Annotated in this window: 18 protein-coding genes; 7 read left to right on the top strand and 11 right to left on the bottom strand. The window is 69.5% G+C overall.

The window, feature by feature from the left end:
- Nucleotides 1-193: 193 nt before the first annotated feature.
- Nucleotides 194-1,198, bottom strand: coding sequence for a tryptophan--tRNA ligase (gene trpS, locus ACIHFD_RS64250; protein WP_397375339.1), 1,005 nt, complete (start codon nt 1,196-1,198; stop codon nt 194-196).
- 14 nt (nt 1,199-1,212) lie between these two features.
- Nucleotides 1,213-2,526, bottom strand: a complete 1,314-nt coding sequence (locus ACIHFD_RS64245; protein ID WP_397375338.1) for a hemolysin family protein — start codon at nt 2,524-2,526, stop codon at nt 1,213-1,215.
- Between the two features lie 86 nt (nt 2,527-2,612).
- On the opposite strand from ACIHFD_RS64245, the gene galE reads away from it, so the two are divergent.
- A complete protein-coding gene (gene galE / locus ACIHFD_RS64240) occupies nt 2,613-3,563 on the top strand; it encodes a UDP-glucose 4-epimerase GalE (RefSeq protein WP_350731252.1) in 951 nt (316 codons plus the stop codon).
- Nucleotides 3,564-3,773: 210 nt separating this feature from the next.
- Here galE and ACIHFD_RS64235 read toward each other — a convergent pair whose 3' ends face one another.
- The gene (locus tag ACIHFD_RS64235) at nt 3,774-4,760 is read right to left on the bottom strand and encodes a malate dehydrogenase (protein WP_397375337.1); all 987 of its coding nucleotides are present in this window, start codon (nt 4,758-4,760) and stop codon (nt 3,774-3,776) included.
- A gap of 53 nt (nt 4,761-4,813) precedes the next feature.
- Nucleotides 4,814-6,772: a serine/threonine-protein kinase gene (locus ACIHFD_RS64230; protein WP_397375336.1), complete on the bottom strand. Its 1,959-nt coding sequence runs from the start codon at nt 6,770-6,772 to the stop codon at nt 4,814-4,816.
- 144 nt (nt 6,773-6,916) lie between these two features.
- Here ACIHFD_RS64230 and ACIHFD_RS64225 point away from each other — a divergent pair, with 144 nt between their 5' ends.
- Complete coding sequence (locus tag ACIHFD_RS64225; RefSeq protein WP_397375335.1) at nt 6,917-8,044, top strand: saccharopine dehydrogenase family protein; 1,128 nt, start codon at nt 6,917-6,919, stop codon at nt 8,042-8,044.
- Here ACIHFD_RS64225 and ACIHFD_RS64220 read toward each other — a convergent pair.
- Complete coding sequence (locus tag ACIHFD_RS64220) at nt 8,031-8,561, bottom strand: hypothetical protein (RefSeq protein ID WP_397375334.1); 531 nt, start codon at nt 8,559-8,561, stop codon at nt 8,031-8,033. The two genes, ACIHFD_RS64225 and ACIHFD_RS64220, sit on opposite strands and share 14 nt — an antisense overlap.
- A gap of 63 nt (nt 8,562-8,624) precedes the next feature.
- Between ACIHFD_RS64220 and ACIHFD_RS64215 the strand changes: the two genes are divergently transcribed.
- Both ACIHFD_RS64215 and ACIHFD_RS64210 read left to right on the top strand, forming a co-directional pair.
- Entirely contained in the window at nt 8,625-9,212 is a 588-nt protein-coding gene (locus ACIHFD_RS64215; protein WP_397375333.1) for a hypothetical protein, read from the top strand.
- Complete coding sequence (locus ACIHFD_RS64210; RefSeq protein WP_397375332.1) at nt 9,209-10,165, top strand: hypothetical protein; 957 nt, start codon at nt 9,209-9,211, stop codon at nt 10,163-10,165. The genes ACIHFD_RS64215 and ACIHFD_RS64210 overlap by 4 nt, the downstream gene beginning before the upstream one ends.
- Before the next feature lie 61 nt (nt 10,166-10,226).
- On the opposite strand, the gene ACIHFD_RS64205 is transcribed toward ACIHFD_RS64210, so the two are convergent.
- From ACIHFD_RS64205 to ACIHFD_RS64190, 4 genes are all read right to left on the bottom strand, one after another.
- Nucleotides 10,227-11,231, bottom strand: coding sequence for a polysaccharide deacetylase family protein (locus tag ACIHFD_RS64205; protein ID WP_397375331.1), 1,005 nt, complete (start codon nt 11,229-11,231; stop codon nt 10,227-10,229).
- A 171-nt stretch (nt 11,232-11,402) separates the two neighbouring features.
- Nucleotides 11,403-12,620, bottom strand: coding sequence for an NADP-dependent isocitrate dehydrogenase (locus ACIHFD_RS64200; RefSeq protein WP_397375330.1), 1,218 nt, complete (start codon nt 12,618-12,620; stop codon nt 11,403-11,405).
- Nucleotides 12,621-12,676: 56 nt separating this feature from the next.
- Nucleotides 12,677-12,973 carry a DUF3017 domain-containing protein gene (locus ACIHFD_RS64195; protein WP_350731236.1) on the bottom strand — a complete coding sequence of 99 codons (297 nt, stop codon included), beginning with the start codon at nt 12,971-12,973 and terminating at the stop codon, nt 12,677-12,679.
- Nucleotides 12,970-14,091 (bottom strand): citrate/2-methylcitrate synthase, encoded by a 1,122-nt coding sequence (locus ACIHFD_RS64190; RefSeq protein ID WP_363962298.1) that lies wholly within the window; start codon nt 14,089-14,091, stop codon nt 12,970-12,972. Before ACIHFD_RS64190 ends, ACIHFD_RS64195 begins: the two co-directional genes overlap by 4 nt.
- Before the next feature lie 237 nt (nt 14,092-14,328).
- Between ACIHFD_RS64190 and ACIHFD_RS64185 the strand changes: the two genes are divergently transcribed.
- On the top strand, nt 14,329-14,976 hold the full coding sequence (locus ACIHFD_RS64185; protein WP_192790024.1) for an FHA domain-containing protein: 648 nt from the start codon (nt 14,329-14,331) through the stop codon (nt 14,974-14,976).
- Between the two features lie 152 nt (nt 14,977-15,128).
- On the opposite strand, the gene ACIHFD_RS64180 is transcribed toward ACIHFD_RS64185, so the two are convergent.
- Entirely contained in the window at nt 15,129-16,592 is a 1,464-nt protein-coding gene (locus ACIHFD_RS64180; RefSeq protein WP_397375329.1) for a glycoside hydrolase family 10 protein, read from the bottom strand.
- 151 nt (nt 16,593-16,743) lie between these two features.
- Between ACIHFD_RS64180 and ACIHFD_RS64175 the strand changes: the two genes are divergently transcribed.
- Together ACIHFD_RS64175 and ACIHFD_RS64170 are read left to right on the top strand one after the other, a co-directional pair.
- Nucleotides 16,744-18,180, top strand: a complete 1,437-nt coding sequence (locus tag ACIHFD_RS64175) for a glycoside hydrolase family 3 protein (RefSeq protein ID WP_397375328.1) — start codon at nt 16,744-16,746, stop codon at nt 18,178-18,180.
- Nucleotides 18,165-19,037 (top strand): MurR/RpiR family transcriptional regulator, encoded by an 873-nt coding sequence (locus ACIHFD_RS64170; RefSeq protein ID WP_363962295.1) that lies wholly within the window; start codon nt 18,165-18,167, stop codon nt 19,035-19,037. Before ACIHFD_RS64175 ends, ACIHFD_RS64170 begins: the two co-directional genes overlap by 16 nt.
- Before the next feature lie 101 nt (nt 19,038-19,138).
- Here ACIHFD_RS64170 and ACIHFD_RS64165 read toward each other — a convergent pair whose 3' ends face one another.
- Nucleotides 19,139-19,909 carry an IclR family transcriptional regulator gene (locus ACIHFD_RS64165; protein ID WP_397375327.1) on the bottom strand — a complete coding sequence of 257 codons (771 nt, stop codon included), beginning with the start codon at nt 19,907-19,909 and terminating at the stop codon, nt 19,139-19,141.
- Between the last annotated feature and the right edge of the window lie 73 nt (nt 19,910-19,982).

Here is a 19,982-nt window from a genome sequence, read left to right as displayed (position 1 = left end):
GCTGCCCGTCGCCCGCTTCCCGCCCCCCACCGCGGCCCCGGCCGCCGGCCGCCGCCCCCCCCCCCCCCCCCCCCCCCCCCCCCCCCCCCCCCCCCCCACCCCGCTGTCGACTGTCACGCAGAGCAGGGAGAACGTGTTGGTCGGTGACCTGGTGCTACGAAGGCTCGTAGAGGTGCCCGTGGAGCCGCGCGACCTACAGCGTGGGGAGGAAGCCGACCTTGTCACGAACTTCGGCCATGGTCTGCTTGGCCACCGCCGCGGCGCGCTCGGCGCCGATGGCGAGCAGGCGGTCGAGCTCGGCCTCGTCCGACAGCAGCTTCTCCGTACGCTCCCTGATCGGCGTGAACGTGTCCGCCACCGCCTCCGCCACGTCCTTCTTGAACGTGCCGTAGCCCTGTCCCTCGTAGCGGGCCACGAGGTCGGGGATGGGGGTTCCGGTCAGGGCCGACTGGATGCGGAGCAGGTTGGAGATGCCCGGCTTGTTCTCCTCGTCGAACAGCACCTCCGAGCCCGTGTCCGTGACCGCCCGCATGACCTTCTTGCGCAGCGGGCCTGGCTGCTCCAGGACGTCGAGGATGCCGGCGGGGCTCGAGGAGGACTTCGACATCTTCGCCGTGGGGTCCTGGAGGTCGGTGATCTTCTCGACCTCCTTGAGGATGTACGGCTCGGGCAGCGTGAACGTGTCGCCGAAGCGGTGGTTGAAGCGCTGGCCCAGGTCGCGGGTGAGCTCCAGGTGCTGCTTCTGGTCGGCCCCCACCGGGACCCGGTTGGCCTGGTAGAGCAGGATGTCGGCGGCCTGCAGGATCGGGTAGGTGAAGAGGCCGACGCTGGCCGCGCTCTCCCCGAACTTGGCCGACTTGTCCTTGAACTGGGTCATCCGGCCCGCCTCGCCCATGCCGGTGAGGCAGATCAGGATCCAGGCGAGCTCGGTGTGCTCACGTACGTGCGACTGCACGAAGACCGTGGACTGCTCCGGGTCGAGGCCCGCGGCGAGGAGCTGGGCGGCGGCGACGCGAGTGCGGCGGCGCAGCGCGGCGGGCTCGGTCGGCACGGTGATCGCGTGGAGATCGACCACGCAGTAGAAGGCGTCGTGGGTCTCCTGCAGAGCGACCCACTGACGGACGGCACCCAGGTAGTTGCCCAGGTGGAAGGAGTCCGCTGTGGGCTGGATGCCGGAGAGTACACGAGGTCTGGCCATAGCACGCAATTGTGTCAGGAATCTTGCTCGGGCGGCGACTCGACCGCCGGGCCGCGTTTCACTCTCACCCTGGCGATACGGCGCCCGTCCAGCTCTGTGACAGTCATCTCAAAACCCGATATTTCCACCTTTTCCCCCACGACTGGCACATGCCCCAGCATCGCCATGACAAATCCGGCAAGCGTCTCATAAGGGCCGTCCGGCAATCGGATGCCGGTCTCGGTGGCGAAGTCGTTGAGGTTCGTGAGGCCGTCGATCTCGATCTCACCGGCGGGCAGGACCACGACGTCCTGCTCCTCGTCGTACTCGTCCCTGATGTCCCCGATCAGCTCCTCGACCAGGTCCTCCAGGGTCACGATGCCCGCCGTGCCGCCGTACTCGTCCACCACGATCGCCAGGTGCTGGCCCTCGTCGCGCATCTCGTTCAACGTGCTGAGCAGCCGCTTCGAGGCAGGCACGAACTTGGCCGCGCGGATCGGCACCACCGCGCTGATCGGCTCGGTCCGCCCGGTGAGCTCGGGGTCCAGCAGGTCCCGTACGTGTACGAACCCGATGACCTCGTCGTACGTCTCCCGATAGACGGGAAAGCGCGAGTGCGGCAGCCCCGCCGCGAGGCGGGCCGCCTCGTCCAGCGGCGTCTCGGCGTCCATGAACTCGACCTCGGTACGCGGCAGCATCACCTCCCTGAGCTGCCGTTTCCCGGCCGCGAACACCTCGGCGATCAGCTTGCGCTCGTCGGCGGTGAGGTCGGTGTGCCCGACCACCATGTCACGCAGCTCCTCGGTGGTGACCTCTTCGCGGTCGGCCTCCGGATTGCCCCCGAGCAGCCGGACCACGAGGTCGGTGGACTTCGACAACATCCAGATGATCGGCCGCGACAGGGACGCGATCCGGTCGAGGAACGGCGCCACGTACAACGACAGCCCCTCGGCCCGCTGCAGCGCCAGGCGCTTGGGCGCCAGCTCGCCGAGCACGAGCGACACGTACGAGATCGCCAGCGTCACCAGCACGAGGCCGAGCACGGGGGCCACGGCCTTGGGCACCTGCCACTGCTCCAGCACGGGCACGAGCTGCGCGGCCAGCCGGTCGGCGCCGAACGCGGCCGACAACATGGTGGCGACGGTGACGCCGATCTGGACGGCGGACAGGAAGCGGTTGGGGTCATGGGCGAGTTTGGCCACCCGCTCGCCGCGGCGGCCCCGCTGGGAGAGCTTGCGGACCTGGCTTTCCCGGAGGGAGACCATGGCGATTTCGGCGGCGGCGAAGAACCCCCCGATCAGGATGAACACCAGAACCAGGGCGATGTTGGCCGCGAGGGTGTCAAACATGGTGGTTGGCAGCGTACTCGGCGGCCTTCGCGCGTATGCTGGGCGGCGAGCCGTACAAAATCCAACATATTTGAACAGGAGTACACATGAGACTATTGGTCACCGGGGGTGCCGGATACGTCGGCAGTGTCGTGGCGGCGCAGCTCATCGAGGCAGGGCACGAGGTGACCGTACTCGACGACCTGTCAACCGGGCATCAGGACGCGGTGCCGGAAGGTGCCCGATTTGTCCAAAAAAGCATCACCGAGGCACATGACGTGCTCGACGGCATGGACGCGGTGCTGCACTTCGCGGCCAAGTCGCTGGTGGGCGAGTCGGTGGAGAAGCCGGGCCTCTACTGGGCGCACAACCTCGGCGGCACGCTGGCCCTGCTCGACGCCATGCGGGACAAGGGGGTGAGCAGGATCGTGTTCTCCTCGACCGCGGCCACGTACGGGGAGCCCGAGCGCTCCCCCATCGAGGAGGACGACCCCACGCGCCCGACCAACCCCTACGGCGCCTCCAAGCTGGCCGTCGACACCGCGCTGAGCGCGTTCGCGGCGATCCGCGGGCTGGGAGCGGTGAGCCTGCGGTACTTCAACGTGGCCGGCGCCTACGGCCGCTACCGCGAGCGGCACACGATCGAGACCCACCTCATCCCGAACGTCCTGAAGGTCGCGACCGGCGAACGCGAGTCCGTGAGCGTCTTCGGCACCGACTACCCGACGCCCGACGGCACCTGCGTGCGCGACTACGTTCACGTGTCCGACCTGTCGCGGGCGCATCTGCTGGCGCTGGACGCCATCACGCCGGGCGAGCACAAGATCTACAACCTGGGCAGCGGCACCGGCTTCACCGTCCAGGAGGTGATCTCGGTCTGCCGCGAGGTCACCGGGCACGAGATCCCGGCCGTGGTCGCGGACCGGCGCCCCGGCGATCCCGCCGTGCTGGTCGCCTCGTCCGCCAGGATCCAGCGGGAGCTCGGCTGGAAGGCCGAACGACCCGCGCTGCGTGACATCGTTTCTGACGCGTGGGACGCGCTTTCCGCAAATGCGTGATGCCGCACCGCAAAATGTGCTGTGATACCGAAATGTGAGGAACTTTTCACCAAGGGTCACGAAGCTGCTCTTCGGTGTCCTCATCGTGACGGGTAGTCTCCTGGCCGCCGCAGGCGTGATCTTCGCGACCCCGCCGGCCGTCCCCGCCGTGCAGCCCGTGTCCTGTCCGCCCTGAAGCCCCCCGCCTCGCGCGGGGGGCCGGGCCGGTCGTCAGATGAGGCCGAGCTCCTTGACCGCGTCGCGCTCCTCCACCAGCTCGCGCACGCTGGCGTCGATCCGGTCGCGGGAGAACGCGTCGATCTCGAGCCCCTGGATGATCTCGAACTTGCCGTTCGCCGCACGCACGGGGAACGACGAGATGAGCCCCTCGGGCACGCCGTAGGAGCCGTCGGAGACGACGGCCGCGGAGGTCCACTCGGTGCCGTTGACCCAGTCGTAGACGTGGTCGATCGCCGCGTTGGCGGCCGAGGCGGCCGAGGAGGCGCCGCGGGCCTCGATGATGGCGGCGCCGCGCTTGGCCACCGTCGGGATGAACGTCTCGCGCAGCCACTCGCCGTCGACCTGCTCGGCCGCGATCTTGCCGCCCACCTCGGCGTGGAACAGGTCGGGGTACTGCGTCGCGGAGTGGTTGCCCCAGATCGTCATCTTCTTGATCTCGGCGACCGGCACCTGGAGCTTGGCGGCCAGCTGGGACAGCGCGCGGTTGTGGTCGAGCCGGGTCATCGCGGTGAAGCGGTCGGCGGGCACGTCGGGCGCGTTCTGCTGGGCGATGAGCGCGTTGGTGTTGGCCGGGTTGCCCACGACCAGGACCTTGATGTCGTCGGCGGCGTGGTCGTTGATCGCCTTGCCCTGGGGGCCGAAAATGCCGCCGTTGGCGCCGAGCAGGTCGCCGCGCTCCATGCCGGCCTTGCGCGGCATGGCGCCGACCAGCAGCGCGACGTTGGCCCCGGCGAAGGCGACGTTGGGGTCATCGGTGATCTCGATGCCGGACAGCAGCGGGAACGCGCAGTCGTCGAGCTCCATGGCGGTGCCCTCGGCGGCCTTCACCGCCTGCGGGATCTCCAGCAGGCTGAGCTTGACCGGGACGTCGGCGCCGAGCAGCTGCCCCGACGCGATGCGGAACAGCAGTGCGTAACCGATCTGACCGGCGGCTCCGGTGACGGTTACCTTGACGGGCCCGTTGGCTGACGACGCCATGGCCTTCCCCTCACTCGCAGGATATTCGTTGACTTTGGGATGCTACCTGCTCGTCATCCGCAGGTTTCCATCGCGGGCACCTTCAGCTCCGGATCGAATTCGACCTTGGCGAAGTACTTGCTCAGAAGCTGCTTCATGAAGCCCGTGCGATAGAGGTCGGCGATGACCGCCTTCACCGCCTTGCAGGTCTTCACGTCGCCGTTCTTGATGCCGACGGCGTACCGCTCGTTGTTGAGCTTGACGCCGACGATCTTGTAGCGCATGTTCTCGCGGGCGGCGAACCCGGCCAGGATCAGGTCGTCGCCGGGGATCGCGTCCACCTTGCCGTCGCGGAGCAGCTGCATGCAGACGGCGTAGTCGCCGGCCGAGACCGGCTCGACCTTCACCTTCTGCTGCACCTCGCCGACGGACGGGCTGTCGGGCGCGCAGAGCTTCTTGCCCTCCAGGTCGTCCACGGAGTCGATGCCGCTGCCCGCGCGGACGAGGACATCGTGGTGCGCCACGTAGTACGGTCCCGCGAACTGGGTCTCGGACCGGTCGACGGAGTAGGTGGCCACGACCAGGTCGACGCTGCCTTCGGCCAGCGCGTCGGCCCGGTCGCCCCTGCTGACCTTGACGAGCGCGGTGTCCTTCGCTCCTAACTCGGCGGCGATGCGCTTGGCGACCTCGACGTCGAAGCCCTGGAAGTCGTCGCCGTCCTGCAACGCGACGCCGGGCAGGTCGCCCTTGACGCCGATCACGATCTTCCCGGTCTGCGCCACTTTGTCGACCACGGTGGCGAACGCGGTCGAGGGAGCCTTCTGCTCGACCGTCTCCGTGGGCTCGGGCCCCTCGCGGAACGCGAGCGACCAGCCGCCGTTCATCGCGAGCGCGATGGCGGCGGCGGCGAGCAGGACGACGGCGGTGCCCACCGCGATCCACACCCTCGCGCGGCGCGACCGCCCTGGCAGGGAGGGCTCGGTCACCGGGTACGGCAGCCCGCCCCCCTCCGGCGGCACCGTCGCGGGTGACGCAGCCGTGGGCGGCGCCGTCGCGGGAGGCACCGTCGTGGCGGGAGGCGGTGCCGTCGCGGACGGGGCCGTCGCGGGTTGCGGCCGGGGCAGGTCCGTGATCGACCCCGCCGACACCCTGTTGAACGGCGTCGTGTCGTCGCTGGCCACCTGCACGCCCCGGGTGAGCACCGCCGTGGACGCCCCCACCGTGGACGGCTGCCCGAGCAGCCGCAGCAGGATCTGGTCGGCGGACGGCCGGTCGGCCGGGGACTTGGACAGCGCGGAGCTCACCACGCCGCGCAGCGGCTCCGGCATCATGCCGACGTCGACCTCGTGGTTGAGGATCCGGTTGAGCACCACGGCGATGGACTTGCCCTCGAACGCGGGCGTCCCCGTGGCCGCGAACGCGATGGTGGCGCCCCAGGAGAACACGTCCGTGTAGGGCCCGACGTCGTCGCCCGCGATCTGCTCGGGCGCCATGTAGGCGGGGGTGCCGATGGCCCGGCTGGTGATCGTGCCGGTGGAGTCGATGATCCGGGCGATGCCGAAGTCCACCACGCGCGGCCCGTCGGCGGCGATCAGCACGTTGTCGGGCTTGAAGTCCCGGTGGACGATCGAGGCGTGGTGGATCGCGGTGAGCGCGGTCGCCGTGCCGATGGCCAGCCGGTCGAGCACCGTGCCGGTGAGCGGCCCGTCGGTCTCGATGATGTCCCTGAGCGCCCGGCCGTCGATGTACTCGCTGGCGATGTACGGCGTGTTGCCGTCGAGATCGGCCTCCATCACCCTGGCCGTGCAGAACGACGCCACCCGCTTGGCCGCCTTCAGCTCCCTGGCGAAGCGCGACCTGGCGATCGTGTCACCGGTGAACTTGACGTGCAGCAGCTTGATGGCCGCCTGCTCCCCGTTGTCGTTGACGCCCAGGTAAACGATGCCCTGACCGCCTTCCCCGATCCGTCCGGACAGCCGGAAGGACCCCAGCTGTGTGGGATCGCCGGCGACCAGCGGCGAGATTTGCGGCATTCGTCATCCCCACGTGTGCTAACCCCAACGACGCAAACTTTACGACGTTCAGCAACTCCTCAGGGATCCGTTAAGCGTTCGTGACGTCACGGTTTTACCGGCGTGGAGTTGCGCGGGCGGGCCGTCGAGGGGAGGCTCTGGATCATGGAGCGCCCCTACGACATCGTACTTTTCGGAGCGAGCGGCTTCACCGGCGCGCTCACGGCCGCCTACCTCGCGCAGGCCGCCGGACCCGGCACACGGTGGGCGCTGGCCGGGCGCGACCGCGCCAAGCTGGAGCGGCTGGGGCTCGACGTACCGATCCTGCTCGCCGACGCCACGGACCCCGCCTCGGTGGCCGCGCTCGCCCGTCAGACGCGCGTCCTGGCCACGACGGTCGGCCCTTATGTGGCGTACGGAGAGCCGCTGGTGGCCGCGTGCGCCGACGCCGGCACCCATTACCTGGACCTGACGGGCGAGCCCGAGTTCGTGGACCTGGTCTACGTGCGCTACCACGACCGGGCGGCCAGGAGCGGCGCCAAGCTCGTGCACGCCTGCGGCTTCGACTCCATCCCGTACGACCTGGGCGTGCTCCACACCGTCACCCACCTCCCCGAGGGCGTCCCGCTCAGGGTGAGCGGCTTCCTGCGGGCGAGGATGGCCCCGTCGGGCGGCACCCTGGCCACGATGATGTCCATCCTCGGCCGCGCCCGCCAGACGGTCCAGCAGGGTACGCAGCGCCGCTCCGCCGAGCCCCGGCCCAGCGGCCGCAGGGTGAGCTCGCTGCCCGGCGGCGTCCGCTACGTGGGTGGCTGGGCGCTCCCGATGCCGACCCTCGACCCGTTCGTGGTCGGCTACTCGGCCCGCCTCCTCGACCGCTACGGCCCCGACTTCACCTACCGCCAGCACTACGCCGTCCGCACCCTCCCCGAGGCCCTGGCCACCGTGACGGCCGCCGGCGCCTTCGCCGCACTCGCCCAGATCCCGCCCGCACGCGGCTGGATCCAGGACCGGCTGAAGCCCGGCGAGGGCCCGTCGGCCGAGCGCCGCGCCCGGAACTGGTTCAAGGTCACGTTCCTGGGCGAGGGCGGGGGCGAGCGCGTGGTCACGGAGGTCGCGGGCGGGGACCCGGGCTACGGCGCGACGGCCAGGATGTTCGCGGAGTCGGCCCTCTGCCTCGCCTTCGACGACCTCCCGGACCGCGCCGGCCAGCTCACGACGGCCTCGGCCATGGGCCGGCCGCTCATCGACCGCCTGCGCGCGGCGGACATCTCCTTCGTCAGGAAGCGTTGAGGCGGCAGACGGACTCGACCGAGAGGGCGTGCCAAGGTTCCTCGGCCAGGGGCTCGGCAGTGGTGCGGCCCCACCACTGCTCCGTCTCCACCACGAGGGGGACGTCTTCCGACAGGGCGGCCCGGCAGTCGGTGACGTCGAGGACGAGGGTCAGCGTCATCCGCGTGCGGGGCGGGATCGAGCGGGGAAAGGCGCCGCTACCGTCGAGGGTCACCGATCGGAGCGTGAGACCGGCCGAGCGCACGCCCACCGCCGTGACCGTCGTGGGCAGCCAGCCTTCGTTGACGACCTCCAGGCCGATCAGCACCTCGACGTGCCGCCGACCCGCCCCATCCTGGGACGTCGAGCCGGAGCCACCGCTCGCGTCGTGCGACAGGCGGGGGACGATCGCTCCGCTCATCCAGGTGACCCCGGCGACGAGCACCGCGATCGCGGCCAGGACCCAGCGTCCGTAGGCGAACCGGCGCACCATGCCCGTCCTTGGATCCAGGCGCACCCAGACTTCATCGGAAATCACTCGAGCCCCCTTTTTGGCGATTCCGCATTCCGCTACTTTTCCGGGCGTGGCGAAAGACGACTCTTGTTGCTGACCGGCTTTCTGGTCTTCCTGTTATTGGTGATACCGATGGCCGCCGCGGCCGCCAACTCACCCCTGCACCGCGTGGAGGCGGACCGATTCGGACACCGCCAAATGGTGGACATCACCGCGTTCAACGGCCCTCACATACTGCGATATCTCCAGGTGACGCGGCGATACCGGTGGATGGGAACCAGCGCGGGACTGGCCACGGGTGTTTTCAGCGCATCATCCGGATCAATGTTTCTGGCTCCTTACTTCGTGCTGATCGGCTGGCTCCTCGGAGTCATGGCCGGTGAAATCGCATTCGGCCGCCCGCGGGGCCCAATTCGGCGCGCGCCAGGAATACGACTCGTCCCGCCGCAGCTCACCGCGACCTGGCTGATCTGCGCCGCCTTCTCCTGCGGGGTCGCCTTCAGCACGGTCGAACGGTCCCTCTCCGCGGAGACCACCGCCGGCCGGCGACTCGGCGCCGCGGCCGCGCTCGCCGTGGTGGCCGGCGTCCAGTTCATGGTCAGCGGCCTGCACCGGCGAGCGCTGCTCCCGGGGCCGGCGAACCTCGACGGCGCGGTGTTCGGGAGGATCCAGTGAGCCGGTGGTGGTACGCCTTCGCCGCGGCAGCGCCGGCCGTGGCCACCGCGTGGGTGATCGGCCCGACCGGCGAGCAACCGCCGGTCCAGTTCGCCCGGCCCGAGCCGACCCGCGCGGTCACCGCCGCCCCGGAAGAACGCAGCAGGTACGCCTCCCCCATCCGGTATGCGTACAGCCCGGCCTGCGAGAACGACCCGGCCCCGTGCAGCCACTGGATCCTTGTCGCCTGGGGCGGCGAGCGAGGCTGGCTGCCCGGCACCGACGCCGCGGACTCGCTCTCCCTCAGCCCGGACCGCACACATGCGGCCTACCTGCGGACGAGCGACGACACGTACGTCGTGGCCGACCTGCGCACCGGAGCGGTCAAGGCGCTCCCCGTGCGACAGAAGGGCGGCACGGTCAGCGAGATGTTCGGCGCCCAGCTCCCGCTGTTCTCCCTCGACGGCCGCCACCTGCTCATCCAGCGCGACCACCTGGACAAGGACGACGAGACCGTGCTGGAGAACCCGATGATCGTGGACCTCGGCACCGGCGCCGTCCGTCACCTGCCCGCCGTCGGGCAGGCCGTCGGCTGGACGTCCGCGGGGCTCATGACCAAGACGACCCGTCGCACGAACAGCCTGCCCGGGCACACCACGTCGGCCTCGTTCACCGTCTGGTCGCCCAAGGGCAAGGTGGCCGGACGCTTCACGCTGCCCGGCAACCTGGCGGCGGGCGCCATGCCGTCGCCGTCCGGGCGTACGACGGCCACACTCGCCCGCGAGATCACGCCGGACGGCGTCGTCGGGCACGGCATCGTGCTCACCGACACGTCAACCGGCAGGCCACGAGCGTCCTGCGCTGGGACGGCGAGGACGCCGTCGTCGTGCAGACCTCCGGACCTCGTGCCGAGATGGCCTACCACGTCGTGGACCTCGCCACCGGGGCGGCGCGGCGACTCGACGTACGCATGAGTGACGTGGCCGACCTTTTCCTGCAGCCCGCCGAACTGGGAGTGGCCCTCGGGAAGGTCCGTCAGTAGGGCAGCCCCCACTTGGAGAAGGTCTTGCGCAGGTACGGGTTCTTGAACTTCGGATACGCCACGGTCCGCACGTCCCCGTCCGAGGTGTAGCGCATGTCGGGGTTGTTCTTGAGCCAGTCCAGCCACGCCTCCGAGCAGAACTGCTTGCAGTCGCCCTTCTTCTCCATGACCTTGATCCGCGGGATCCCCGGCGGTTCGAACGCCTTGCTGAACGGCGCCGGCGCGGGCGTGTAACCGGCCAGGAACGCGCCCAGGTGGTTGTAGGCCTTGCCGTGCATGGCCCACTCCTTGGTGCTCGGCTGGTTGCCGTACGGCAGGGCGATCGTGGTGGGGTGGACGCCGGAGAGGGAGGCGATCTGCTGGGCGATCGTGCTGATCTGCTCGTCGACCTCCTGGTGCGAGCGTCCGCGCAGGTTGATGTGGTCGCGGGTGTGGTTGCCGATCTCGAAGCCGTTGTCCTTGAGCCAGCCCAGCATCTGGGCCTGCTCCTCGCGTACGGTCTTGCCGAACATGTCGCGGGTCACGTAGAAGGTGGCCTTCGCCGGGAAGCCCGGGTTCTTGGCCGCCACGTCCTTGAGGATGGCGACGGCGGTGTTCGGGGCGGGGACGCCGACCTCGTTGAGCGTCAGCTGCGACGGCGACGAGTCGTCGAAGGTCAGCACCACCGGGTGCTTGCCCGCCGGAATGTCGATCTTCCCGGCCACCATCTCGGCGGCGGTGATCGGCACGTACCCCTCCCTGGCCAGCCGCTCCAGATCCGCGCGGAACTGCTGCGGCGTCCTGTCGTCCGTCGAGCCCGGTTTGTCGATCACCCGGTGGAACATGAGCACCGGGATCTGCCCCAGCTCGTTCGCCTTGACCTCGGCGGCGCGCTTGGCCTTGGCGGCCTGGGCCGCCTTGAGCTTGGCGGCGGCGTCGACCTTGGTGTCGGCCATCTTGACGGTGGTGGGCTGCGAGTCGCAGCCGCTCAGGAGGGCGGCGGCGGCCAACAGCCCCACTCCACTGAAAATACGCAGTCGCATCCGAACCCCCCGAGACGCGTACGACTGTTACGAGGTGGCTCTTACCCAGCTGATCAACTGCGCCACGCCGCGTCACTGTCAAGAGATGGTCTGGGAAGCGGACAAGCGAAAGGGCCGCCCGCAGGCGGCCCCTTTAAGCTGAGACGATCAAATTGCCATCTTCTTCTTGAGGTTCTCGTCCAGTGCGCTCAGGAAGTCCTGGGTGGTGAGCCACTTGGCGTCGCCGCCGACCAGGAGCGCCAGGTCCTTGGTCATCTGGCCGCCCTCGACGGTCTCGACGCAGACCTCTTCCAGCTTGTTGGCGAAGTCGGTCACGGCGGGGGTGTTGTCGAGCTTGCCCCGGTGGGCCAGGCCGCGCGTCCACGCGAAGATCGAGGCGATGGGGTTGGTGGAGGTGGGGTTGCCCTTCTGGTGCTCGCGGTAGTGGCGAGTCACGGTGCCGTGCGCGGCCTCGGCCTCGACGGTCCTGCCGTCGGGGGTCATCAGGACCGACGTCATCAGGCCGAGGGAGCCGAAGCCCTGCGCCACAGTGTCGGACTGCACGTCGCCGTCGTAGTTCTTCGCGGCCCAGACGTAGCCGCCCTCCCACTTCATCGCCGCGGCGACCATGTCGTCGATGAGGCGGTGCTCGTACGTGAGACCGGCCTTCTCGAAGTCGGCCTGGAACTCGGTCTCGTAGACCTCGGCGAAGATGTCCTTGAAGCGGCCGTCGTACGCCTTGAGGATCGTGTTCTTCGTCGACAGGTAGACCGGGTAGTTGCGGGCCAGGCCGTAGCGCATCGAGGCGCGGGCGAAGTCGCGGATCGACTCGTCCAGGTTGTACATCGCCAGCGCGACGCCGCTGCCGGGGAAGTCGTACACGTCGAGCTCGATCGGCTCGGAGCCGTCCTTCGGCGTGTACGTCAGGGTCAGCGTGCCCTCGCCGGGGATCTTCAGGTCGGTGGCGCGGTACTGGTCACCGAAGGCGTGACGGCCGACGACGATCGGCTTGGTCCAGCCGGGGACGAGGCGCGGCACGTTCGACATGATGATCGGCTCGCGGAAGATCACGCCGCCGAGGATGTTGCGGATGGTCCCGTTGGGGGACTTCCACATCTTCTTGAGACCGAACTCCTCGACCCGCGCCTCGTCCGGGGTGATGGTGGCGCATTTCACACCGACGCCGTACTTCTTGATGGCGTTCGCGGCGTCGATGGTGACCTGGTCGTCCGTCTCGTCCCGGTACTGGATGCCGAGGTCGTAGTACTTCAGGTCGACGTCGAGGTAGGGAAGGATCAGCTGGTCCTTGATGAACTGCCAGATGATCCGGGTCATCTCGTCGCCGTCAAGCTCGACGACAGGACCCTCCACCTTGATCTTGGGCATGCGAATGGTTCCCCTTCAATGTTTTGATGCGTTGAGGCTATCGGACCGTCCGGTCATCAGGCGAAAAGGGACAGTATCAACGCTTTGAGCTCGTTGTTGTAGAGCAGGAGCGAGGTCAGGACCAGCACGAACCCGAACCCGGCCAGCGTGATGACGTCAACCTTCTTGCTGCGGATGGACAGCTGCCCACCGTAACCGGCGAAGCGGAGGGCGGCGGCGATCATGATGACGGCGCCCAGCGCGAACCCGCCCCAGCGCGGGTTCACGAAAAAGATCACGAGCACGCCGACGACCGCACCCGCCAGAATCAGCGGGTACGGCCCCCAGCTCTCACGCTTGGTCCCGTGGCTCAACGTTCCTCTAGTGGCTTCCACTTCTGATCGGTCTCACCGATGTACTCACTGTCGGGCCGGATCAGCCTATTGTCTGCGTGCTGCTCTATGACATGGGCAGTCCAGCCAGACATTCGGCTGATCGAGAAGACCGGCGTGAAAAGGTCCGTCGGGATCCCGAGGTAGTGGTAGACCGAAGCCGCGTAGAAGTCGACGTTGGGGTAGAGGCCCTTCGTCTCGAAGACGACCTCCTCCATCTCCTTGGACATCCGGTAGTAGGTGTCGTCGCCGCCGGCCTCGGCCAGCTCGGCGGACATCTTGCGCAGATGGGTCGCGCGCGGGTCCTCGGTCTTGTAGACGCGGTGCCCGAAGCCCATGATCTTCTCGTGGGCCGCCAGCTTGTCACGTACGACCTGGGCCACCTGGCCCGGAGGGATCGACTCCAGCAGCTTCATGACCTGCTCGTTCGCCCCGCCGTGCAGCGGGCCCTTGAGGGTGCCGATGGCGGCGACGATCGCGGAGTGCATGTCCGAGAGGGTCGCGGCGCAGACGCGGGCGGCGAACGTGGAGGCGTTCATGGTGTGGTCGGCGTGCAGCACCAGGCACTCGTCGAAGATCTCGACCGCCCGGGGGTCGGGGACGCGGCCGGTGACCTCGTGCAGGAAGTTCGCGGCGATGCTGAGCGACGGGTCGGGCTCGGGAACGCTCCCGCCGGTACGGGCGGCGTGGTAGCGGGCGACCAGCAGCGGTTGCTGCGCGGTCAGCCGGGCCGCCTTGCGCAGGTTGGCGTCGGGGGAGATGGAGTCCTTGTCCGCGTCGTCGGCGCCGGCCAGCGAGACCAGGCTGCGCAGCGCCTCCATCGGTTTCTGCTTCTCGGCGATCTCGGCGATGTTCGCGGAAGCCAGGGCGCCCAGCTCCCGGCCCTGCGCCAGCTCGTCGACGTACGCGTCGAGCTCGGACCGGTTGGGCAGCTTGCCACGCTGAAGCAGGTGTGCGGTCTCCTCGAACGTCGCGCGACCGGCCAGGTCGTGGATGTCGTATCCACGGTAGAAGAGCCGGCCGGCCTTTCCGTCAATGTCGCTCAGCGCTGTGGACGCGGCAACGACATCGGCCAGGCCTTTCGTGGGCTTGTCCGCCATGAGTGTTTCCTCCGCTTATCTTCGTCCGAAGTCTACCCGTGAGCAGGCAAAACCGGCCTCAAAGGTCCAGACCAATTTCACGCCGGATTCTCCTTTCGGCAAAGGCGATTCCGCATCCCCTCGTTTGGGTAAGCCGGAGCTGTAGTAATAGTTACGGCGGGCTACCTGGGGAGGAACTGCCGTGCCCAGGTGGAGGCGTGCCGTTCATACGCTGCCTCACAAGGGGAGGAACCGCCAGTGGAGGGGCCGTTCATACGCATCGAGGACACTGGCGAGGTGGTCCCGTTGCGCCCCGAGATCACGACGGTCGGGAGAGGCCGGGGGGTCGACATCCGGCTCACCGATCCCAGTGTGTCTCGACTCCATGCCGAGTTCGTCAGACGAGGACCCTACCTGTACGTCGTCGACCTGGGGCTGTCCAGGAACGGCACACGGGTGAACGGCAGGCCGATCGCCCGGAGGGTCCTTGACGACGGCGACGTGGTCTCCTTCGGCGCGGCGCGGGGTCGCATCGGTGGAGTCCCCCGAGAGGACTTCACCCCGGAGGTCGAGCTGCGCAGGGCGGCGGCGCCCGAGCTGACCAGGCGCGAGGTCGACGTGCTGACCTCGCTCTGCAGGCCGGCGCTGTCGGACGAGGCGTTCGTCGCCCCGGCGACCGCGCGCGAGATCGCCGACGACCTGGTCGTGACCGAGGCCGCGGTCAAGCAGCATCTGCTGCGGCTCTACCAGAAGTTCAGGATCCCCGAGGGCACCAACCGGCGCACGCGCCTGGCCAATGAGGTCGTCGCGCTCGGTCTGGTCCGTCCGACCCCCGTGGTGCCACCACAGCGGTCGACGGGCACCCCCGCCGAGCAGCCGTCGGCGGCTGGGCGAAGGGCTTCTTGACGACGGTTCTTGGGGCCTGATCGCGACCGGGGCTTCGGCGAGGGGTTCCGGCAGCGTCGGAACCTGAGCGTCAGCGTGCCCGCGACCCACGGGAAACGGGCACGTCGCCGGCCAGGAAACCGGCCGGCGACGCTCATCGGCGAAGCATGCGCTCAGATCACCCTGAAGCCGTTGCTCGGCTTGCTTGTCCGGTTGGCCCGGTCCACCGCGACCACGTAGTAGTGGTCGCCGCGCTTCCCGTCGGCGTCCGTCCAGCGGACCTGCCGGTCGCCGGGCACGACCGCGACCAGGTTGCGGGCGTCGGCGAAGTCGCGCGAGGACGCGTTCCCGCCGAAGCGGAAGATCGCGAACTGGAACGGCTCGTCCCTGCCGGTGGCCACCGCGCGTACCTCGACCCCGCCGGGCTTGCGCAGCGCGTACGCCAGGACCGGCCTGTGCGGCGGCTCGCCGTTGGCCAGCCGGGGCAGCACGGGAGCCAGCGCGGGCCGCTGATAGTGGTCGTTGACGGCGGTCGTGATGGAGCCGATCCGGTCGACCTTGACGTCGTTGGCGTTGTACCAGATGTCGCCGCTGATCTCGGGGTGGTCCCGGTTGAGCGTCAGGTGGGCGGACAGCTCACCGGGGGCCTGCCACTGGGCCACCTGGGCCGGGTCGCCCGCCTTGTAGGCGGCCTGGCCGATCCACAGCAGCGTGTTGGTGCCGCTCGCCACGTCGGACCACCAGGGCACGAGCTTGGAGTAGTCGGCCGGCGGCTGCCCCATGTACCAGTAGAGCTGCGGCGCGATGTAGTCGAGCCAGCCCTTCTTGACCCAGCCGCGGGTGTCGGCGTGCAGGCTGTCGTACGACTGGCCGCCGTTGGTGTCCGAGCCGAGCGGGTCGGAGGCCTTGTTGCGCCAGATGCCGGACGGGCTGATCCCCCACGCGATCTCCGGCTTGGCCGCCAGGACGCGCTGCTGCATCTCCTGGACCATCAGGTCGACGTTGTTGCGCCGCCAGGTGGCCAGGTCGGGGAAGCCGGCGCCGTACTTGGCGAACGTGGCGCTGTCGTCGAAAGCCGTGGTGTTCGTGGGGTAGAAGTAGTCGTCGAAGTGCAGGCCGTCGATGTCGTAGCGGGTGATCGCGTCCATCATCGCGTCCTGGCAGAACTTCCGTACCTCCGGCAGGCCCGGGTTGTAGTACAGCTTGCCGCCGAACGGCAGGATCCAGTCGGGGTGCTTGCGCCCGGGGTGGTCGGGGTGCAGCTTGGCGGGGTCGGGCTGCATCGAGACGCGGTACGGGTTGAACCAGGCGTGGAAGGCCAGGCCGCGCTTGTGCGTCTCCTCCACGGCGAAGCCGAGCGGATCATAGCCGGGGTCCTGACCTTGGGTTCCGGTCAGATACTGTGACCAGGGCTCGAACGGTGACGGCCAGAACGCGTCCGCGGTCGGCCTGATCTGCACGAACACCGAGTTGAGCTTGCGCTGCACGGCCACATCCAGCCAGGCGACGAACTCGGCCTTCTGCTCGTCGGCGGTCAGCCCTGGCTTCGACGGCCAGTTGATGTTGACCACCGAGGCGATCCACATACCGCGCATCTGACGCAACGGCGGCACGTAGTCCTGCGCCAAGGCAGGCATCGGAACGGCGGTGGCGGCGGCAGCGAGGGCGAGGCCCTTCAAGAGAGTCCGTCTGCTCGGCATGGGGGGTGGCCTCTCGGAAAGTGGTTGTATCGAAGGCGACGATGACAGAAAATTACCTTCAGATCAACAACCGTGAAGGAAAGTGCCGATGAGCGGTGACCTGTCCAGACTGGCGATGACAGTGTTGCACCCAGGGTACGAGGGGACCTCGGTCCCCGACTGGCTGCGCCGCGCGCTGGGCGAGGGTCTGGGCGGGGTTGTCCTGTTCGCCCGCAACGTCATAGATGCGCAACTCGTACGGCATTTGCGCGCCGAGAACCCGGACACCGTCGTCGCGATCGACGAGGAGGGCGGCGCGGTCACCCGGCTGGAGGTCCAGGCCGGCAGCTCCTTCCCCGGCAACCGGGCCCTGGGTGTGGTGGACGACGTGACGCTCACCGAGCGCGTGGGCCGCCAGATCGGCCGGATGCTCGGCGAGCTGGACATCACGCTCGACTACGCGCCCGACGCCGACGTGAACTCCAACCCGGCCAACCCCGTCATCGGCATCCGCTCCTTCGGCCCCACGCCCGACCTGGTCTCCCGGCACACGGTCGCGTACGTGAACGGCGTCCAGGGCGCGGGCGTGGCCACGTGCGCCAAGCACTTCCCCGGCCACGGGGACACCGTCACCGACTCCCACCTGGCGCTGCCCACCGTGCACGCCTCGCGCGAGGTGCTCTTCGCGCGCGACCTGCCGCCGTTCCGCGCCGCGATCGCCGCCGGGGTGCGCTCGATCATGTCGGGCCACCTGCTCGTCCCCGCTCTCGATCCGTCGATGCCGGCGACGCTGAGCCGTACCGCCATGACCGAGCTCCTGAGGGGCGAGCTCGGCTTCGACGGGATGCTCGTCACCGACGCGATCGAGATGCAGGCGGTGGCCGCCATGTTCACGCCGGGCGAGATCGCGGTGCGGGCCCTGGGCGCGGGCGTGGACGCCATCTGCGTGGGGCTGGCCACCGAGGAGAGCCTGCACGCGATGCGCGACACGATCGTGGCCGCCGTACGCGCCGGGGAACTGCCCGAGGAGCGGCTCGCGGAGGCGGCCGCGCGGGTGCTCACGCTCTCCCAGTGGTACGGAGCACAGGCGGCGCTGCGCGACAAGGCCCGCGGCGACGTGGACGAAGGCGTGGGCCTGGAGGCGGCCAGGGCCGCGCTGACCACCTCCGGCACCGCCAGGCTCGACCGCGCCCCGCTGGTGGTCGAGGTCAACACCCGCTTCAGCAAGGCCGTGGACCCCTCGACTCCGACCGGCATCACGGCGGCCCTCACCGCCCTCCTGCCGAACACGGCCCGGCTGCAGCTCGAACCCATGGGCGACCTGCCGGACCTGGCGGCCGACGGGCGGCCGGTCGTGCTGGTGGTGCACGACGCCGCCCGGTACGACTGGGTGCGTTCGACGGTGGCCAAGGCGCTGGCGGTGCGGCCCGACGTGATCGTGGTGGACACCGGCGTGCCGGCGCCGCCCGGCGGGGCCGTCCACCTGGCCACCCACGGCATCTCCCGCGTGTCCGCACAGGCGGCGGCAGAATGGCTGACCCAGTGACCGCCGAACCCGCGAACCCGGTCGCCGCCGTACGCGCCGTGCTGCCCTCGCTCACCCCGGCGGCGCAGTCCATCGCCCGCATCATCCTGGACGACCCCGGGCTGGTGGTGCGCAGCACGATCACCGAGTTCAGCGCGGTCTCCGGGACGAGCGAGGCCACCATCGTGCGCACGGCCCGGGCCCTCGGGTTCGCGGGATACTCGCAGATGCGCTTCGCCCTGGCGGCGGCGGTGGCCAAGGAGCCGGAGCGGCTGGTGCCCGGCGACCTCGGGCCCGACGACCCGCTGACCGACGTGATCGCCAAGGTCGCCCGCGCCGAGTCGGAGGCGCTGGCCGACACGGCCGCGCAGCTCGACCCCGACCAGCTGGGCGACGTGGTGAAGGCCATCTCGGTGGCGCGGCGGGTGGACGTGTACGGGGTGGGGGCCTCGGGGCTGGTGGCGGCGGACATGTCGCAGAAGCTGCTGCGGATCGGGCTGTCCAGCCATCCGTTCAGCGATGCGCACCTGGCTCTGACCAGCGCGGCGCTGCTCAAGGAGACCGACGTGGTGGTGGCGATCAGCTGCAGCGGGGAGACGCCCGACGTGCTGGTGCCCGCCCGCACCGCGGCCGACACCGGGGCGCTGGTCGTGGGCATCACCAACAACCCCCGGTCGTCGCTGGCGGAGCTGGCCGATCACACGCTGGTGTCGGCGGGGCGGGAGACGGCCTTCCGGCCTGGGGCGCTGGCCAGTCGGATCAGCCAGTTGTTGATCGTGGACTGCATCTTCGTGGGGCTGGCGCAGCGGACGTACGACACGGCCGACGCGGCCATCCGGGCCACCCGGGACGCCACGGACCGCTACCGCAACCGCTGACCCACCGGCCCCGACGCGACCCCCGACGTCGGTTGCCGTCCCTTGGGAGGGATCCCGTCGAGGCGGGTGGCCGAAGCGACCGCCGACGTCGCGGGCAGGGGTCAGGCGCGGGCGACCGACAGGGCGGCCAGGTCGGCCTCGATCTTGGCGGCCGTGGCCAGCAGCGGCGGCAGGAGGTCGCGGCGGGCCGCCTGCAGGGTCGTACGGCTGGCGTGGGTCGAGACGTTCACGGCGGCCACCGTCCGCCCCGAACGGTCGCGGATCGGCGCGGCGATCGAGCGCAGCCCCTCCTCCAGCTCCTGGTCCACCATCGCCCACCCCCGCCCGCGCACCTTGTCCAACTCGGCCCGCAACGCGGCCGGCAGCACGATCGTGTGCGAGGTGAGGCGGCGCAACGAGGCCCCCTCCAGGTACGCGTCCAGCTCGTCCGGCGGGAGGGCGGCCAGCAGGACCCGCCCCATCGACGTGCAGTACGCGGGGAACCGGGTCCCGATGCTGATTGTCACCCGCATGATCCGCGCCGTCGCCACCCGCGCCACGTAGACGACGTCCTCCCCGTCCAGCACCGCCACCGAGGCCGACTCGTGCACCTCGGCCGCCAGGCGTTCCAGGTGCGGGTCGGCGACCTCGGGCAGCGACAGGCTCGACAGGTACGCGTACCCCAGCTCCAGCACCCGGGGCGTGAGCGAGAACAGCCGCCCGTCGCTGCGCACGTACCCCAGGTCCTCGAGCGTGAGCAGGAATCGCCTGGCCGCGGCCCTGCTGAGGCTGGTCGCGCGGGCCACCTGGCTGAGCGTCAGCTCAGGGTCGGTGGCGCTGAACGCCCGGATCACCGCGAGCCCCCGGGCCAGCGACTGCACATGATCAACCATCGTGATCCCCTTGACATGAGCTGGCAAGAGCGTAGGTTCCGCGATACGGGATTGTTCGGTCAGAGAATACATG

The organism is Nonomuraea sp. NPDC051941 (assembly GCF_044593615.1).
This window is presented reverse-complemented; position numbering and strand designations above follow the sequence as displayed.

Bases quoted from the DNA above. Each gene is read 5' to 3' on its own strand.
- trpS (WP_397375339.1), bottom strand. From the start codon at position 1,198: ATGGCCAGACCTCGTGTACTCTCCGGCATCCAGCCCACAGCGGACTCC.
- ACIHFD_RS64245 (WP_397375338.1), bottom strand. From the start codon at position 2,526: ATGTTTGACACCCTCGCGGCCAACATCGCCCTGGTTCTGGTGTTCATC.
- galE (WP_350731252.1), top strand. From the start codon at position 2,613: ATGAGACTATTGGTCACCGGGGGTGCCGGATACGTCGGCAGTGTCGTG.
- ACIHFD_RS64235 (WP_397375337.1), bottom strand. From the start codon at position 4,760: ATGGCGTCGTCAGCCAACGGGCCCGTCAAGGTAACCGTCACCGGAGCC.
- ACIHFD_RS64230 (WP_397375336.1), bottom strand. From the start codon at position 6,772: ATGCCGCAAATCTCGCCGCTGGTCGCCGGCGATCCCACACAGCTGGGG.
- ACIHFD_RS64225 (WP_397375335.1), top strand. From the start codon at position 6,917: ATGGAGCGCCCCTACGACATCGTACTTTTCGGAGCGAGCGGCTTCACC.
- ACIHFD_RS64200 (WP_397375330.1), bottom strand. From the start codon at position 12,620: ATGCCCAAGATCAAGGTGGAGGGTCCTGTCGTCGAGCTTGACGGCGAC.
- ACIHFD_RS64190 (WP_363962298.1), bottom strand. From the start codon at position 14,091: ATGGCGGACAAGCCCACGAAAGGCCTGGCCGATGTCGTTGCCGCGTCC.
- ACIHFD_RS64180 (WP_397375329.1), bottom strand. From the start codon at position 16,592: ATGCCTGCCTTGGCGCAGGACTACGTGCCGCCGTTGCGTCAGATGCGC.
- ACIHFD_RS64175 (WP_397375328.1), top strand. From the start codon at position 16,744: ATGAGCGGTGACCTGTCCAGACTGGCGATGACAGTGTTGCACCCAGGG.
- ACIHFD_RS64170 (WP_363962295.1), top strand. From the start codon at position 18,165: ATGGCTGACCCAGTGACCGCCGAACCCGCGAACCCGGTCGCCGCCGTA.
- ACIHFD_RS64165 (WP_397375327.1), bottom strand. From the start codon at position 19,909: ATGGTTGATCATGTGCAGTCGCTGGCCCGGGGGCTCGCGGTGATCCGG.